Below are 15,917 nucleotides of genomic sequence, written 5' to 3' on the forward strand. Positions count from 1 at the left end.
ACTAGTAATAAGAATAAAAACCCCTGAAAGAATATCCGGATGCCCCATGGGCCTGGAGTTCTTTCAGGGGTTTTTCTACATAATCTCGTCTTTCATCGCATTGATATCCACAATCAGCAGCTCTCTCGCCTGCTCCAGATTCCGGCTGCGAATCGCCTCCACCAGCTTCATATGGCCGGCGGAGTCCGCCAGTTTGCTTTTTTCCCAGGTATTGTTGAAATACTGGGTCGCGACGCGGCTGCAGAATTTCAGCGCGTCCTGGAGGGCTTTCTCCACGAACTGGTTTTTACAGTAGCTGCACAGCATCATGTGAAACTCCATGTTTGTCTCCCAGTGGACGGTGATGTCCTTCTGCTGGGACAGCTTTACCGCGCTGGTGGCGTGGGCTACCAGTGCATCAATCTCGTCGTTTGTGATAATCCGGATTGTTTTTTCCAACGCGGCACACTCCAGCATCATCCGGTACTCTATGATACCGTTAATCTCAGCAGGCGTGATAACCGGAAGCTGATACCCGAATCTTGGAATATTCTTTAAAATCCCCTCGCTGCACAGCTGCACCAGGGCCTCCCTGACAGGCGTTTTGCTGACCTGGTACTTCTCCGTCAGCATTCGCTCGTTCAGTATCGAGTTCGCCGGATACACCCCCTGCAGGATATCATTTAAAATCCCCTCATACACTAATTCTTTGACCGATTGACTCTTCATAGTTTACACCTTTACTGGTTCCTTCCACCGAATAATCATCCCTTTACCGCTCCTGCCGTTAATCCTGCCTTCTGGAATGTCTGTAATAATAAATATAACACAATAATAGGGATAATAACAAGAGTCGTTCCCGCTAAAATCACCGGCCACGGCGTGGAAAGTCCTTCACTGACCGGAAGCAGGGAGATGGAAACCATCAGGGTATATTTCGCCTGCTTGCGCAGATACAGCAGCGGCCAGAAAAAATCATTCCATCTGGCAATCAGCGTGACGGAGGCCCAGGATGCCAGCGCCGGTTTGATGACCGGGATGACAATGCTGGTAAATATTTTAAAATCGCCGCACCCGTCAATATGGGCCGCCTCAATCAGCTCATCCGGTATGTCCGTGATATACTGGTGCATGTAAAAGATACCCACCGCCGTGGCAATTCTCGGTATAATTAACGACCACAGACTGTTGATTAGGTTCAGCTTCTTCATGATGACAAACAGCGGAACCGCCCCCACCTCCGGCGGCACCAGCATGGTGGCAATCACGAAATAGAACAGCACATTTCTCCCCGGAAATTTATATTTTGCAAATGCAAACCCGGCCAGGGAACAGAAAAACAGCGACGTCACGGTTCCCAGAATCGTGGTGAACACACTGTTAAATGCATTTTTCCATATCGGTATCATGGAAAAGAGTCTCCGGTAATTGTCCAGCGTGGGATTATTCACCCACAGGGAGTTCCATCCGCTGATGCTTTCCGAGGTATCCTTCACCGAAATCAGGCACATCCAGAGAATCGGAAACACACAGACAAGCACAAGCAGTATTAAAATCCCGTGAATTGCAATACTCTCCACACGTTTTTTTGTCCTAACGCCCATACTTCACCTCCTCAAAGCTCGCCCTGTTTCCGTCTGGCGGCAAACTGTATCATCGAGATAATCATTAAAATCACAATCAGAACACATCCGATGGCAGACGCGTAACCCATATTGAAAATGTTGAAGCCCGATTCATACATGTACTGGAACAGGGAGGTATTGGAGATTCCCGGTCCCGGAAGGATGTAGGACTCGTTAAACAGCTTCCAGCTGTCCACCGTCAGCGTGATGGAGCAGAAAAACAAAATGTTCTTCAGGGACGGCAGCGTGATATAGTAAAACTGCTTCAGGTTGCTGGCGCCGTCCACGGTGGCCGCCTCGTAGTAATCCCTGGAGATGTTTAACAGTCCCGACAGCACAATCATTGTAAACCAGGGCGTATTTCTCCAGACGTTCAGGATAATTACCGGTATCTTGGAATACCTGGTGCTGGTCAGCCACGGGATTTTGGAAAATCCCATGGTGCTTCCCAGTTCATTGACCAGCCCTACATTTTCATCAAACAGCATTCTGAAAATCAGACCCATGGCAATGGCCGCGCAGATGTTTGGCAGAAATGTGGCTGTCTTAAAAAATGCCCTGCCCCTCAGCGCCTGGCTGTTCAACAGACACGCAATCACGATAGCCAGCACCAGTATCATCACAAGCCCTGTCACCCAGTAGACCACCGTGTTGCCCAGCGCGCCCCAGAACATATCGTCGATCACCATTTTCCGATAGTTCTTAAGTCCGCAGAATTTGGGCGTTCCGATACCCTTCCACTCCGTGAAACTGATGTACACCGTCCATATGGTGGGCACCAGCTGAAACAGAAGAAACAGGATGAAAAACGGCAGTATAAACAGATATGGGGCCCGGTATTTTTTAAGAGTTTTCATTATTTATCCCTCCAGCTCTGCTTTTCCTATCTTTGCTTTCAGATTTTTATCCATATTCTGGATGGCCTGGTCCATGGTCTGGTTGCCGGCCACATAGTTTTCAAGCTCCGCCGTAATAATCTCATCGGCCTCCGCATCCTGCGGTGTTACAACCAGATTCTGCGCGCTGTTTCCAAGGGCCTCCCCTTCCATCTGCCTGAATGACTGGCCGCCATAGAAGTCCGAAGGCTCTTTCCAGAAGTCATCCTCCAGCATTTCCAGGGAAATCGGGTTGGCATAAGGCGCATTCTGGGACTCCATGGATTTCACCCATGTGGTTCTCGGCTCGATATCGAAGGTGAAATCATACCAAAGCTTTTTCAGCAGCCCCTCGTAGACATTGTCGCCCTTGTTCACCAGGCAGAAATAGGCTGATACAGGCGCTCCGGCCTTCTTCACGCTCTCAAACTCCGGCGCCGGCATTACCCGCCACTGTCCGGCCGTGTCCGCGCAGTTCTTTCTCATAAATTCATCCCAGAAGGCTCCGATATAGAAGGTAGCAACTTCCTTGTTTCTGATGGAATCGTACAGAGCCGGCTCCATGATGGCGGATTTTAACAGAAGGCCCTCCTGGTACATGGTATCAAGTGTTCCAAGCGCCAGCTTCGTTCCCTCGTCACTGCCGATGACCACCTCGCCGCTCTCATCCCAGATGCGGGCGTTGGCCTGCGGCATCAGACCACGGCGTCCCCAGTATCTCCAGGTCTTGTTGCCCGGGTCAATGTAGGAGAGGTAAACCTTGCCGCCGCTCTTCTCCTTTAACTGTCTTCCCGCTTCGATATATCCCTCCATGGTAGACATCGTCTCCGGATCGATTCCGTACTCCTCGAAAATGTCTTTGTTATAAAACAGCACCTGCGGGCGGACCGATTCCGGCAGCCCGTAATTTTTGCCGTCAATGATGGCGTCATTGCAGGCCCCGTCTACCATCTTGTCAGCCAGCGGTGACACAAAATCGGTCACATCGTTCAGCAAATCTCCTTTTGCAAGGTCCATTAAATTGACCGGGTCGATAAAGATGGCGTCAGGCAGGTCATCCGTGGCCCCGGCCAGACTGGTCATGGTGATTTTCTCTCTTGAGTCCGCGGCTCCCTCGGTCTGCACAATCTCAATCTTCACATCAGGCGCGATATCCCTGTTTCTCTCCAGCCATGCGTCATAATATTCCTGAAGATACTGGGGCTGGCCGTAGCCGTAGATGGTGATGGTTCCGGCCGGATACACGGTCTTCTCCTCCGTGCTTTCTCCGCCAGATACGGCCGCTCCCCCGGCAGCCGTTGTCCCTGCGGTTGTTCCCGCTGTCGTCTCCTCTTTCGCTCCGCAGCCTGCCAGAAGCGCCGCTCCCAAAATCATTCCTGCCAATACAATCTTTTTTCTCATAATCTCTTCTCCTTTACTTTATCGTTCTCGCGGCTTCTACCACCGCTTTGATTCTCTCATACGGCATCTCCGTTGCCAGAGTGCAGTCCGCCCCAAGAATAAACCCTTTTTTTCCAAATCCCGTGATAATCTCTCTCACGGCTTCCCGTAATTCCTCCTCCGTGCCGTCCACCAGCACGCCACTCCGGTTTGCCAGGCCGCCCATGATTGTCACGCCAGGGAACAACTCCCTGCCTTCCTCCAGGCTGAAATGGGTTTCATACACGCCCCAGTTCACCACATCCACCAGTTCCCTGTATGAAGCATACCTTTGCATGTTCAGCCCGTCCTTGCACATATGCAGGAAATTGTATCCGCCTTTCTCCTTGACAACCTGGAGGATCTGCTTGTCAAACGGCTCAATGCACTCGGCAAACTCCTCATCGGTATAGTATCTGGTCTCAGCCCCCAGCCCAGCATAGTAAATGCCGTCCAGCCCCAGCTCCAGGTACGCCTCCGCCAGCTGGCACATCCCGTCTGCAATTCTCTTCCACGCCTCCAGCACCGGCTTTTTGTCCTCCCGGATATGACGGCAGCTCAGTTCCCGGACTCCCTCGTAGCCGTATCTGGCCTCAATGGGATGAATGGACGACGCGCAAATGCCGTGGAGGGTTCCAAGCAGAAACGCCTGCCTGTCACATTTGTCCAATATCCGCTTCACCAGCTCCAACTGCCGCTGCATGAAATCATCCTTCAGGGAATAGGTGGGAATCTTGTTCCAGTCGGATGGAACTTTGATCTCCCCCACATCCGGCACCATGTTCTCATTCATGATTTTGAAAATGTCGGTGTCCGTCTTTTCAAAAAATTCCAGATGGGCCGCAACTGCCTCCTCCCCCATGGCCCTCTCTTTTGGAAAATGCAGGGAAAAACCACACGGCACATAATCCGGCACCCTTCCCTCAATTGCTGCTGTGACTCGCTCCTTCTTGTTCATCCTTACCTCCAAACCTCCGTTATGCTTCTTACTGGAATTACTTGTATTCATATCTCTGATAATACCACTGTTAGGATTAAAGCGCAAGCATTTTTTAGGGATTGTGCATAATTATTTTTTTTAACAATGTGATTTTTGTAGTGATTATGTTCTTTTTTGTCTTATGGCAGATACTCATATGAACGCAAAAAAGCCCTGAGAGAATCCTTTACATGCAGGAAACACATGTGTGAATTCTCTCAGGGTCTGCCGTCATTTCCGGCTATTTACAAGTTCTTTTTCACAAACTCCTCCATCCCCGCGATGGCCTCCTCCTCATCCACGCCGGTGGCGGTGATCCGGATGGTGTCGCCCTGGTTGACATTTAAGGCCAGGACGGACATCAGGCTTTTGGGGTTGGCGGTCTTTTCGCCTTTTTCCAGGGTGATTTCGGACTGCCAGGTCCGGGCCGTCATGATGAGATTGCTGGCGGGGCGGGCGTGAAGACCGGTTGGGTTTTGTATGGTGTAATCAAAATATTTCACTGGAATTGCCTCCTTTATCTGTGCGGAGCAAATCAGTCTAAATCCTCTCCGTTGGATGCGATGACCTTCTGCATCCACGCATAGCTGTCCTTCTTGATTCTCTCCCCGCTGCCCTTTCCGTAATCATCCAAATCCACGTAGATAAAGCCGTAACGCTTGCTCATCTCACTGGACGAGCAGGAAATGATGTCGATGGGACCCCACGCATAGTAGCCTCTCACATCCACGCCGTCTTTGATGGCCTCTTTCATCTGGGCGATGTGGTCGCGTAAATAGTCGACGCGGTAGGAATCATGAATCTGGCCGTCCTCCAGTTTGTCGTAGCAGCCGATTCCATTTTCTGTCACGTAAATCGGTTTCCGGTATCTGTCGTAAAACTCGTTGAGCAGAATGCGAAATCCAATGGGATCGATGGTCCAGCCCCACGGGTTGGCGGGCAGCTCCTTGTTGCGGTACACCTCATTTCCGTTCTCGTAACTCTCCTTGGAGCATATCTGGGTGTAGTAGTAGGAGAAGGAGAAAAAGTCTGCCGTGTTTTTCAAATCCTCCTCGTCATGCTCGCCGAACTCCACCTGGATGTGGTTGTCCTCGAAAAAGCGGAAGGCATATCCGGGATAATAGCCGCGCAGAAGCACATCGGAGAAGAAGTATTCCATCTGGTTGTGTTTCAGGGTGGCCAGCATATCCTCTGGTTTGCAGCTTGCCGGGTAGTCCGGGCCGCCGCACAGCATCATGCCAATCTGCATTTCCGGGTAATGCTCATGGGCGTATTTCGTCGCCCTGGCGCAGGCCACCATCTCGTTGTGGACAGCCTGGTATTTGGCGGATTTCAAGTCATCCACCACGTCCTCCGCCACGCCTAAATGGTTGAAGGACTCATGGCCGATTAAGTTAATCTGGTTTACGATAATCCAGTATTTCACCTTGCCGGCGTAGCGGTCGAAGACGGTATTGCAGTATTTCACAAAGAAGTCTATGACTTCCCTGGAATACCAGCCCTTGTAGGCTGTGGTCAGGTGAAGGGGCATCTCGTAGTGGGAGATGGTTATCATGGGCTCCATGCCATTTTTTATAATTTCATCAAATAAATCGTTGTAGAACCGAAGTCCTGCCTCGTTTGGCATCTGGTCATCCCCGTTGGGAAAAATTCTGGACCAGTTGATGGAGGTGCGGAAGGTCTTGAGGCCAAGGCCTGCCAGAAGTTTCAAATCCTCCTTATAGGTGTGATAGAAATCAATGCCGTGGCGTTTCGGGAAAATTTTGTCCGTGCTGGCAGCCGCCTCCTCCACATAGGCGCGGGTCAGCTCCTTGTTGCCCTTTTTCTCAATTGCGATATTATCCTGAAATTCATTGATATCGGCCACACAAATGCCCTTGCCATCAATGTCCCAGGCCCCCTCCAGCTGGTTGGCCGCCACCGCGCCGCCCCACATAAAATCCCTTGGAAATCCTGTTGGTACTCTGCTCATCTTCTATTCCTCCTCTGCTCTATCGTCCTTTCTTTTATTTCTGCTCCAGCGCCTGGAACCGTTTCTCCCAGCTCTCGAATATCTTAAGCATCTGCTTCGCAAGATTGATTTCACTGTAAATGGTCATCAACGTGTCCTGGGCATGGGCGAACAGGAGGGTGTATTCCTGTTTTTCCCCGCGGGTTTCTCCCTGAATCGCATCGGTCTGAACGCGGTGGGCCTCGGTGATTTTTTTGCCTGCCTCCTTCATTTTCTCGTTGGCAAGCTCAAAATCCTGGTCCGCGATGGCATTTAACGCCTCCTTGCAAAGCACACGGGCATCTCCGGCACTCATGATAATGGACATGGCCGCCTGTAATGTCTTTTCGTCAATCATCTGTTCTTCCATAATTACCTCCTGCATTACCTTTTGTTTTATGTTAATCTGGCAGTCTATGCCGCCGCTTTCTCATTTTCAACTTCCTGCTTCTCGTAGGTCTTGAAGAATGGGTACCAGATTGCTGTGCCAATCGCCGCGCAGATCAGCATCAGCAGAATGCCTTTGATACTTCCCGTGGTCAGCCAGGTGGAAATCGGGAATGGGCAGTACCACATATCGAAGACGATGGTGGGAATCGGTGCAAACGGAATAATCTTTGTAAATACCCAGATCACCAGCGGCAGCACAATACTGGTCAGCCACATAGGAATCATCATAATCGGGTTCCATGCCACACAGCCGAATACCACCGGCTCGTTGATGTTAAAGATTGCCGGAACCAGACAGGCCCGCCCCAGTGCCTTTAACTTGTTGCTCTTGGAGATAGCCAGCATGATCACCAGCGGCATGGTACATCCGATACCGCCAATCCACATGTAAGCGGAGTAAATCGTCGGGTCCGTCACCAGGTTTAACGTTTCATAGGACGCCGTTCCGGCCGCCACCATGGCGATATTGGCCGTGATTCCGATCATGGTTGCCGGTTTCACCACCGGTGTCAGCACCCAGCTGGAGATACCCATGGAGTACAGGAAACATGCCAGGAAAGAGGAAAGTACAAATCCGCCCGGTGTCTGCATAATGGTTGCAATCGGCATGAAAATGCTCTGGATAATGTTGTACACATCAATTCCCAGAATATCTACCAGTATCCACACCACCATCAGGACAAGTCCGATGGGAAGCAGGGAGTCAAACCAGGAGCGGACAAAATCGGGAATCACGGAATCCTCTTTAAAGAAGGAGAATTTTCCGAACAGTCCCATGATGTAGCCGGAAAACACACCGGCGATGATGGCGATGAACATACCGCCTGCTCCCAGTGAGTCGTGGGAGAATCCAATCACGCCGTCCGCCACAACCTGGGGTGTAATAATCATTAAAAATGTGACAACACCGGTGAGGCCGGCAATGATTCTCTGTTTTCTCAAACGTTTCTTCTCCATTAAGTTAAACGGAATCAGGAATGAGATAAACAGGGAAAGCATTCCCATGGTCCATCCAAACGGTGTCCAGAAGTTGGGCCACCAGCTCCAGCCGAACACGTCCCCAGGAACGGTCAGACAGCAGAAGATGGAACCCAGCAGGATGAATGGCAGTACCTGCATGATGGAATCCTTTAAAGTGACAATCCACACGTTGTGGTTAACTACGTTCATCTTTGGCGCGAAATCATTTTCCAGCCAGCTGATTAATTTCTTCATATAAGTAATCCCCCTTGTTTTTCGTATCTCGTGTTATTCCATCTCGCTGAGCAGATGGTCAATGGCTTTATCCCCGTTTAATGTGGAATAGTAATCCGGATTCATCAGAATCACCTTCACGTCCAGACCGCCGGTGTACTCCTCCACCTCATCCAGAATGTAGGCCAGATGAGGTCCCACCATCAACACATCGATGTCCTCGATGTAATTTTCTATCTCACTCTCACTTCTCGCCTTGATGTCCACGTCCAGCCCTCTTGCCACTGCCGCTTTTCTCATGTTGGTCGCCATAAAGCCGGAACTGGCTCCGGAACCGCATACCAGTAATACATTTAATTTTTTCATATTGCCGTCTCCTTTTTTGTTTGTTTTCACTGTAATCATCATACAAAATCTCGTTTCCCCGTGCAACTTTACTTTTTCACCTCCGGGGTGAAGGTAATTATCTTCCCCTACCCTGTGCAATTTTTTAGTTGAAAACCGTATTTTGTCTCTGTATAATAGGAATAATAGACAAAACTATGGGCATTGTCATGCCGGCGGGGAGGTTATAGCTGCTATGAAGCCAAAACTGATTAAACTGATACGGATACTTTCTGATTATACGGATTTTGTCACGGCGGCCACACTGGCCGGAGCCATGGACGTGTCGAGCAGAAGCATTAAAAGCTATATTCAGGAGATTAATTCCTCCTACCCGGACGCCATCGAATCTTCCAGGGAGGGGTACCGGATTCGAAAAACCATTGCCCAGACGATCCTGAGCGAGACAGGCACCCACATTCCCCAGTCCTCCCAGGAGCGGATTGTGTATATCATCAACAGTCTGATTAAGAGTGATGTGCCAGTGAATGCTTACGACCTGTGCGATGAGATGTTTATCAGCTATTCTACGATTAAGAATGAGCTGAAGACAGTGAAACGAAAGCTGGCGAAATTTGATTTGCAGCTGCATAACAACAATGACAACTGGTCGGTGAGCGGGCTTGAGAAGAATAAAAGGCGGCTGCTCAGTTCCATTTTATATGATGAGTCCAATGTGAATTTCGTCAATCTGGAGACGATTCAGATGATTTTTCCGGAGATTGATATTGAATTGATTAAGAACGTACTGCTGGAGGTGTTTGACCAGTTTCACTATTTTGTCAATGACTACTCGCTGATTAATCTGGTGCTTCACATCACCATCGCCATTGACCGGATTCAAAACCAGAATATCAGCATGGTGGATGTAGAACATATGCCGGCACTCAGCGCCCATGAGTATGAACTGGCCAGAAGCATTGCGTCAAAGATCGAGGAGAATTTTCAGATTACCTACAATCAGTCGGAGGTCTATGAGCTGGCGCTGCTTCTCATATCCCGGGCTACGGCCATTGATTACAAGAGCATTACCACGTCAAATCTTCAGGATTTTATTGGGAAAGACTGCGTGGAGCTGGTGAATGAACTGATACTGGCAGTCAGCTCGTATTACTATATTGATTTGGCGGAGCCGGAATTTCTGATTCGGTTTGCTCTCCATATCCGCAATCTGCTGCAGCGCTCGAAGAATCATTATTTCAGCCGGAATCCGCTGACGGAGGAGATCAAGACGGCCTGTCCGCTGATCTATGACGTGTCGGTGTTCTTGTCCAGCATCATCAAGGAGCGGACCGGCATTTCCATCAATGACGATGAGATTGCGTATATCGCGTTCCATCTGGGGAGCACGCTGGAGGCGCAGAAGAATCTGAGCGAGAAGGTGACGGCGGTGCTGTATTTCCCCAGCTACTACAACACCAATGTGAAACTGACGGACACCATTAACCGGTATTTTTCGTCGGAGCTTTTGATCACCAATATTCTGACGGACGAGAGGGATTTGGGGAGTGCGGTGAAAAATGATTTCGTGCTTTCCACGGTTCCGCTCAATTCCGTGGTGGAATCCCCGCTCCTGCAGATCAGCCCGTTTTTCACGGAGAAGGATATCCAAATGGTGCGGAAAATGCTGGCGGAAATCAAGGTGGAGAAGAGGCGGAAGCAGTTTAAGGAGTATTTGGAATATTTGATTATTCCTGATTTTTTTGAAAAACGGAACGATTTAACCAATTCGTCCCAGGTGATTCACCACATGGCGGAAAACATGGTGCGGATGGGGTATGTGGACGAAGATTTCGAGGCTGAGATACTCGACCGGGAGTAGCTGTCCACCACCGCCTTCCAGGATTTCGCCATCCCCCACGCCATGAAGATGCACGCCAACAAGACGGGACTCAGCGTACTGATATCCGATAAGCCGATTACCTGGGATGCGAAACAGGTGCATATCGTCATGATGCTGTGTTTTAATAGAGAGGAACGGTTTATCTTCAACGAGGTGTTTGAACCGCTGACGATGGTGCTTGGGAGCCGGGAGAATATCAAGAAACTGGTGCAGGTGGAGAGTTATCAGGAGTTTATTGAGATGTTAACGGTGTTGTGAGATGAGAGACAGATAAGAAATATCCGCCCTGGGCCGGCTTGGCTTGGGCGGATAGTTTTCTCATTATACGATATCCAGTCTCAAATATCCTTAAGTTTCTGAAAGCATTGTGCTAGTATTTTGGATTCTTCCCATTTTACAGAGCGTATCTGTTCATCAATAAACGAAAACACCTTTTCAGGAGACTGGATTGCCCAGGTAACTCCAAGACATGTTTTCAATTTCAATCTCGGTTTATGAATATACTTATCCGCTAACGGCTGAATCTCTTCTACATATGCAACACTCCGCTCAACAATCTAAATGCGCTGCTGTCTATCATCGTTGCCTGAATTTTCTGCTTGAAAAAATTATCAAAATTATCTTTGCCACCTACTCCGCAAATCAGAAGATTCTCTTCACCTTTTGAATACCAATATGCGGATTCATTCTTTCTCTCATCCGCTTTAATATCAAGACTTTTCAAAGCCTTTCGGTGCATCCAGCCACAGGTTTTTTCTAAATAATAGCTCAATAGAACTGCATCCGTCTTACCTTCACAGAGAATTAAGCTGTTCATAGACGTACCTCAAAGCCGAACTCTTCCCGGTTTGTATAAACCTCTCTTCCTGTCAACACTCTGGAATATGTCTTCTGTCCCTTGGCTTCTTTCTTTAAGGTAATTACATGAATAAAATCTGATTCCCCCTGTTTCTCATAATCCTGTGTAGCCAGCAGGCCATCTATTGCTTCTATGCTGTGAGTTGTAACAAACATCTGGACTTGAAATGTCATACATGCTTTCACCAGAAAGCCAAAGATTTCACCATAATATCTTGAATGGATTGCTGTTTCAATTTCATCAATCAAGAGTACTCCACCGGATGCCTGAGCAATCCCGTTGGCAAGAGAAAGTACTTTCTTAATTCCATCTCCATAGGTAGAAAGCGGCATGATCCCTAGTGTTTTATGGCTGACGCACTCAACAGGACGGTTATTATCCTCATTTTTCAAAATCAACAAATCTTCTATCCCTGAATCGAACAATTTCAGAATCTGGATACAGATTTCCTTGTAGTCCTTATTGCGCAGTATACGCCCAAAAACATTTCCATGAACATGGTCCATAGGGGCTAAATATACCATATTCACATACTGATTTCTTTTAATCTCCATCCCCGAGACTCTTGTATAAGCGTGAAGTTCTACCTCTGTCTGCGCCTCGCTCTTTCCATCCCCAAATAGAATCTTTCCTGAAAATGCTTCTGTTTCTACGGGTTCCGGCTTTCCTTTTACTTCCCAGCCGCTTTTTGATGACGGATAGCTAAACCTATCTCTCTCCATCGGGTCCAGCATGATGGTTTTCTTCTCGCCAATAAGCTGATAGCTGACATTTCGATTATTTAAGCGCGCATGGAGCCCGATTTCCATCGGTAATCCATCTGCCGGAAATAAATTCACAAAACTCTCATAAGCCGAACTGCCATTATATGCGATATTGATATCCCTCATACGGGCAATACGAAGAACGTTCGTAACATCCAGCGGATTACGCAGCAATAGCAATGCTTCCAGCACACTGGTCTTTCCACAGTTATTATCACCTGCAATAATATTCACGTGATTCAGACTTTCAACAGCAAGATTGCTGATACCACGAAAATGATTGATGCCAAAGTTTTCAAGAAAAACTGCCATTATAACCCCTCCTCAAAATCAATGAAGTCAATCACCAGCCTCTTTCCAAGTCCATCTGCAATCCGCTTTAAAATAGCAACGCTGGGATGATAATTTCCGTTTTCTATTTTGCTGATATTGGCCTGTGAGATTCCTGATTTTTGTGCCAGCTGCTTCTGCGTGATACCGAGTCCTTTGCGTGTAGAAATAATAAGTTCTCTTAATTCAACTTCAATGTCATATTCTTCAAGATATGATTCCTCATCTGTATCCGATAATTTAATCTGACTCAATGCCTGATCTAAATACTGTTGCAAATCACTCATGGACGAGCCTCCTTGTTTTACCATTTCACGGTTACTTCATAGCTCTATAATATATTAAATATAATATATTGTCAAAGGATTTTTATATTGGATTTGATATATTTTATAAAAGAGTGCCCCTCCAGTGATAATTTTAAACAATATCCAACCCAACCTTGCGTGTCGGCGCCGGATATTCCCTGTCAATTTGCGTTAATTCTTCTTCCGTCAGCACCAGATTCATGGCGCTGCTGTTCTCTGCCGCATGGGCGGGGGTGGCGGTTCTTGGTATTGCTATGACCTGACCGCTTCTGATGGCAAAAGCCAGCAGTATCTGGGAAACGGTGGCATTGTGAGATTGGGCGATGGAAGTCAGTACCCGGTTCTCATAGAGGCCGCGTTTCAAGTCTCCGCCCTGCGCCAGTGGGCAGTATGCCATCACCGGGACACCATGCATGTTCATCCACGGGAGAAGGTCATACTCAATCCCTCTCGATGCCGCATGATACAGCACCTGGTTCACGGCACAGTTCTCTCCTCCTGCCACCAAAAACAGTTCCTCCATGTCTTCCGTATCGAAGTTGGAGACTCCCCAGCGACGGATTTTCCCTTCTTTTTTCAACTGTTCCATGCATTCCACCGTCTCTTCCAGGGGAATTCCCCCGCGCCAGTGAAGCAGATACATATCCAGGTAATCGGTTCCCATCCGCTTAAGGCTGTCCGTACAGCTCCTAAAAATATTCTTTCGCCCTGCATTGTGAGGATAAACCTTGGACACCAGAAACAGACTGCTTCTGTCCAGACCTCGGATGGCCGCACCGACCAGCTCCTCCGCTTTTCCATCCCCATACATTTCCGCCGTGTCAATCAGCGTCATTCCATGTTCAATGCCGGTAAGCAGCGTCTCTTTCTCCTGCTCCCAGCGATTCCTACGTTCCCCCAAAAACCATGTCCCCTGTCCGATAGCCGGAACCTTGGTTCCATCCGGTAATGTTACTGCTCTGTCCATTGCGCCCTCCTATTGTTCTTTCGCATTTTTATTGACATTTAACCTTTCAATTGCAGTTTGCATTGACAGGTTTTGAGAAGCGTTTAACACCTTTTCAATCGAAACATTATAATTGAGACTATACACTTTCTTTAAGTATTTCAATAGCTTCTTGAGATGTGTAACTATGAAAATTATCTTTTTCCTCTTCCGTAGTATAGACACAAAATACATCTTTAAATTTATGATAAGGATATCGTACGGCACTATTATAATCTGTTTCAAGATTACTCCCATCCGTGCTATTAATTAATCTTTCATCAACTACCATAAAATCAGATAAATCTAACATTTCCCCTGCCTTCATATCTATCGTAACACCATAACTTCTAGTCGTGTCCCGGCTGACTCCTCCGTCTTCATGATGAACTTCACCGTACACATCAAAATAATAGTGAAAACTGGCTATATCCTGGTTTGTCACCCCTACTTTAATACTAAATGTATACACATAATCAGGATTAGAAAAATCAACAAAAGGCTCATCCATATAAGTCTTTGCACCCATGTATACTTGTTCTTTTAAAATATCATTAATTTTTGCCTGTTTCTTCTTATCTGTCAATCCTTCTATCTGAGGATATTCTACGTATGACCCATTTTCAGTAAAGGATTCTATGGTCACTGTATAATCTTTATCTTTAATACCTCTATCAACGCAACTGTTAAACAAATCATCATATGTATACGTCACATCTTTTCTCATTACGTCTGCTAACCTTGATGCTTCAAAATAATCCTGGCTTAATTCCAAATATTGTTCTTCCGTTATTCTAAAATAATATATCTCATAGCCTGTATCAAGATAAGCCTGTTCTTTTAATTTATCAGGGATAATAACCTGCTTGCTTTTATCTGTGTAATGTGGCAATCCTGCCATGTAAACCTCTTCTGATTCTCCTTTCTTTTCATTATAATTAGGAGCACAAAAAAAGCGAACACTATATTCTTCCTCGCTATCTTCATCATATTTATACAATACAGAAGACAACCATGTCCCTCCTACTCCATCCCACCTAATTTTATTAGTTCCATTTACTCCGTAATGACTCACACTCAGCTCATGTATTAGTACAAATTCATTACTATCTGTATTATATTTGTAAATGTAAGTACACCCCGTATTTGTAACTATGCATAACTCTGGTGCATCATCTTCATCTACATCAAAAAAAAGATAGTAATAACCTCTTGGGTTAAATATACTATGACCCTTTAATTCCACATATTCCCCAATAAACATTTTTTCGCCCGTTGATTTTTTTGTAAACGGTTCATTATTATTCACTAACTGCTTAAAATGTTGTTTATATAAATCGTAATGCTCTATATTTCCCGGTTCAAAGGTTCCGTAAAAATCGATACTCTGATATGCATTTTTAATCAAAGTAAATGCTTCCGGGTCTGGATAAATAATATCATCAAGAGGAAAATCGAATACATTATCATATTCTTTTGGAGCATTCTCATTCTGTTGTTCCGGTTCAGAAATACTGGAATATTCAACTTCCTTTTTATCATTAACATTTAAATTCACTCTGCTATATAGAAAAACGCCTAAAATTAACACTCCCACATAGATGGGGACTTGTCTAACTTCTGAATTCTATCTGCAGTAGATGATAACTAACTTAAATAATATGTGGCCACAAGTGCGACACCGATACATACAACTAGCACGAAAAAAGTTCTGATAATATCTATATTAATGGACTTTATCTCTGAGCTTACAATAAAATTTTGGGGTTTTTTTGTTTCATATGAAATCAACACTACTTGACCTTTTTCATATTTTTGAGGCTCAGTAGAATCGCAAACATCTCTCTCTTCATAAACAATACCTGATACCGTGTATCGATAAATAAGTTCGTAGAAAAACTTTGTGCGATTCCCAGCATTATAGCTTTCTTTT

Annotated in this window: 18 protein-coding genes; 2 read left to right on the forward strand and 16 right to left on the reverse strand. The window is 46.6% G+C overall.

All coding sequences use genetic code 11. From position 1 onward, the window contains the following. Positions 1-75 precede the first annotated feature (75 nt). The 10 genes from HMPREF9473_RS23955 to HMPREF9473_RS24000 form a co-directional block, all read right to left on the reverse strand. On the reverse strand, positions 76-708 hold the full coding sequence (locus tag HMPREF9473_RS23955; protein WP_006782813.1) for a GntR family transcriptional regulator: 633 nt from the start codon (positions 706-708) through the stop codon (positions 76-78). A gap of 35 nt (positions 709-743) precedes the next feature. Beyond that, positions 744-1,583, reverse strand: coding sequence for a carbohydrate ABC transporter permease (locus HMPREF9473_RS23960; protein WP_006782814.1), 840 nt, complete (start codon positions 1,581-1,583; stop codon positions 744-746). Positions 1,584-1,594: 11 nt separating this feature from the next. Beyond that, positions 1,595-2,464: a carbohydrate ABC transporter permease gene (locus HMPREF9473_RS23965; RefSeq protein ID WP_034860107.1), complete on the reverse strand. Its 870-nt coding sequence runs from the start codon at positions 2,462-2,464 to the stop codon at positions 1,595-1,597. Beyond that, the gene (locus HMPREF9473_RS23970; protein ID WP_034860108.1) at positions 2,465-3,883 is read right to left on the reverse strand and encodes an ABC transporter substrate-binding protein; all 1,419 of its coding nucleotides are present in this window, start codon (positions 3,881-3,883) and stop codon (positions 2,465-2,467) included. Between the two features lie 10 nt (positions 3,884-3,893). Further along, positions 3,894-4,856, reverse strand: a complete 963-nt coding sequence (locus tag HMPREF9473_RS23975; protein ID WP_006782817.1) for a uroporphyrinogen decarboxylase family protein — start codon at positions 4,854-4,856, stop codon at positions 3,894-3,896. A gap of 266 nt (positions 4,857-5,122) precedes the next feature. Next, positions 5,123-5,380 carry an HPr family phosphocarrier protein gene (locus HMPREF9473_RS23980; protein ID WP_006782818.1) on the reverse strand — a complete coding sequence of 86 codons (258 nt, stop codon included), beginning with the start codon at positions 5,378-5,380 and terminating at the stop codon, positions 5,123-5,125. Positions 5,381-5,412: 32 nt separating this feature from the next. Further along, complete coding sequence (locus HMPREF9473_RS23985) at positions 5,413-6,849, reverse strand: glycoside hydrolase family 1 protein (protein ID WP_006782819.1); 1,437 nt, start codon at positions 6,847-6,849, stop codon at positions 5,413-5,415. Between the two features lie 34 nt (positions 6,850-6,883). Continuing rightward, on the reverse strand, positions 6,884-7,237 hold the full coding sequence (locus HMPREF9473_RS23990; RefSeq protein WP_006782820.1) for a PTS lactose/cellobiose transporter subunit IIA: 354 nt from the start codon (positions 7,235-7,237) through the stop codon (positions 6,884-6,886). Between the two features lie 44 nt (positions 7,238-7,281). Next, entirely contained in the window at positions 7,282-8,532 is a 1,251-nt protein-coding gene (locus HMPREF9473_RS23995; RefSeq protein ID WP_006782821.1) for a PTS sugar transporter subunit IIC, read from the reverse strand. A gap of 33 nt (positions 8,533-8,565) precedes the next feature. Continuing rightward, on the reverse strand, positions 8,566-8,877 hold the full coding sequence (locus HMPREF9473_RS24000) for a PTS sugar transporter subunit IIB (protein WP_006782822.1): 312 nt from the start codon (positions 8,875-8,877) through the stop codon (positions 8,566-8,568). A gap of 214 nt (positions 8,878-9,091) precedes the next feature. Here HMPREF9473_RS24000 and HMPREF9473_RS24005 point away from each other — a divergent pair, with 214 nt between their 5' ends. Both HMPREF9473_RS24005 and HMPREF9473_RS28300 read left to right on the forward strand, forming a co-directional pair. Next, positions 9,092-10,717 (forward strand): BglG family transcription antiterminator, encoded by a 1,626-nt coding sequence (locus tag HMPREF9473_RS24005; protein WP_006782823.1) that lies wholly within the window; start codon positions 9,092-9,094, stop codon positions 10,715-10,717. Next, positions 10,718-10,996 carry a PTS sugar transporter subunit IIA gene (locus HMPREF9473_RS28300; protein ID WP_278245545.1) on the forward strand — a complete coding sequence of 93 codons (279 nt, stop codon included), beginning with the start codon at positions 10,718-10,720 and terminating at the stop codon, positions 10,994-10,996. Positions 10,997-11,267: 271 nt separating this feature from the next. Here the strand turns inward: HMPREF9473_RS28300 and HMPREF9473_RS24010 are convergent, their stop codons facing one another. From HMPREF9473_RS24010 to HMPREF9473_RS27985, 6 genes are all read right to left on the reverse strand, one after another. Continuing rightward, the gene (locus HMPREF9473_RS24010; RefSeq protein WP_006782825.1) at positions 11,268-11,555 is read right to left on the reverse strand and encodes a hypothetical protein; all 288 of its coding nucleotides are present in this window, start codon (positions 11,553-11,555) and stop codon (positions 11,268-11,270) included. After that, a complete protein-coding gene (locus HMPREF9473_RS24015) occupies positions 11,552-12,673 on the reverse strand; it encodes an AAA family ATPase (RefSeq protein ID WP_006782826.1) in 1,122 nt (373 codons plus the stop codon). The genes HMPREF9473_RS24010 and HMPREF9473_RS24015 overlap by 4 nt, the downstream gene beginning before the upstream one ends. After that, a complete protein-coding gene (locus HMPREF9473_RS24020) occupies positions 12,673-12,978 on the reverse strand; it encodes a helix-turn-helix domain-containing protein (protein WP_006782827.1) in 306 nt (101 codons plus the stop codon). The genes HMPREF9473_RS24015 and HMPREF9473_RS24020 overlap by 1 nt, the downstream gene beginning before the upstream one ends. 133 nt (positions 12,979-13,111) lie before the next feature. Next, positions 13,112-13,966, reverse strand: a complete 855-nt coding sequence (locus tag HMPREF9473_RS24025) for an aldo/keto reductase (protein WP_006782828.1) — start codon at positions 13,964-13,966, stop codon at positions 13,112-13,114. A gap of 118 nt (positions 13,967-14,084) precedes the next feature. Beyond that, a complete protein-coding gene (locus tag HMPREF9473_RS24030) occupies positions 14,085-15,581 on the reverse strand; it encodes a hypothetical protein (protein WP_006782829.1) in 1,497 nt (498 codons plus the stop codon). A 50-nt stretch (positions 15,582-15,631) separates the two neighbouring features. Further along, positions 15,632-15,917 (reverse strand): DUF3592 domain-containing protein (locus HMPREF9473_RS27985; protein ID WP_434061520.1); only part of this gene is annotated, 286 nt, incomplete at its 5' end.

The sequence above is a fragment of the Hungatella hathewayi WAL-18680 genome, from assembly GCF_000235505.1.
GTDB lineage: Bacteria > Bacillota > Clostridia > Lachnospirales > Lachnospiraceae > Hungatella_A > Hungatella_A hathewayi_A.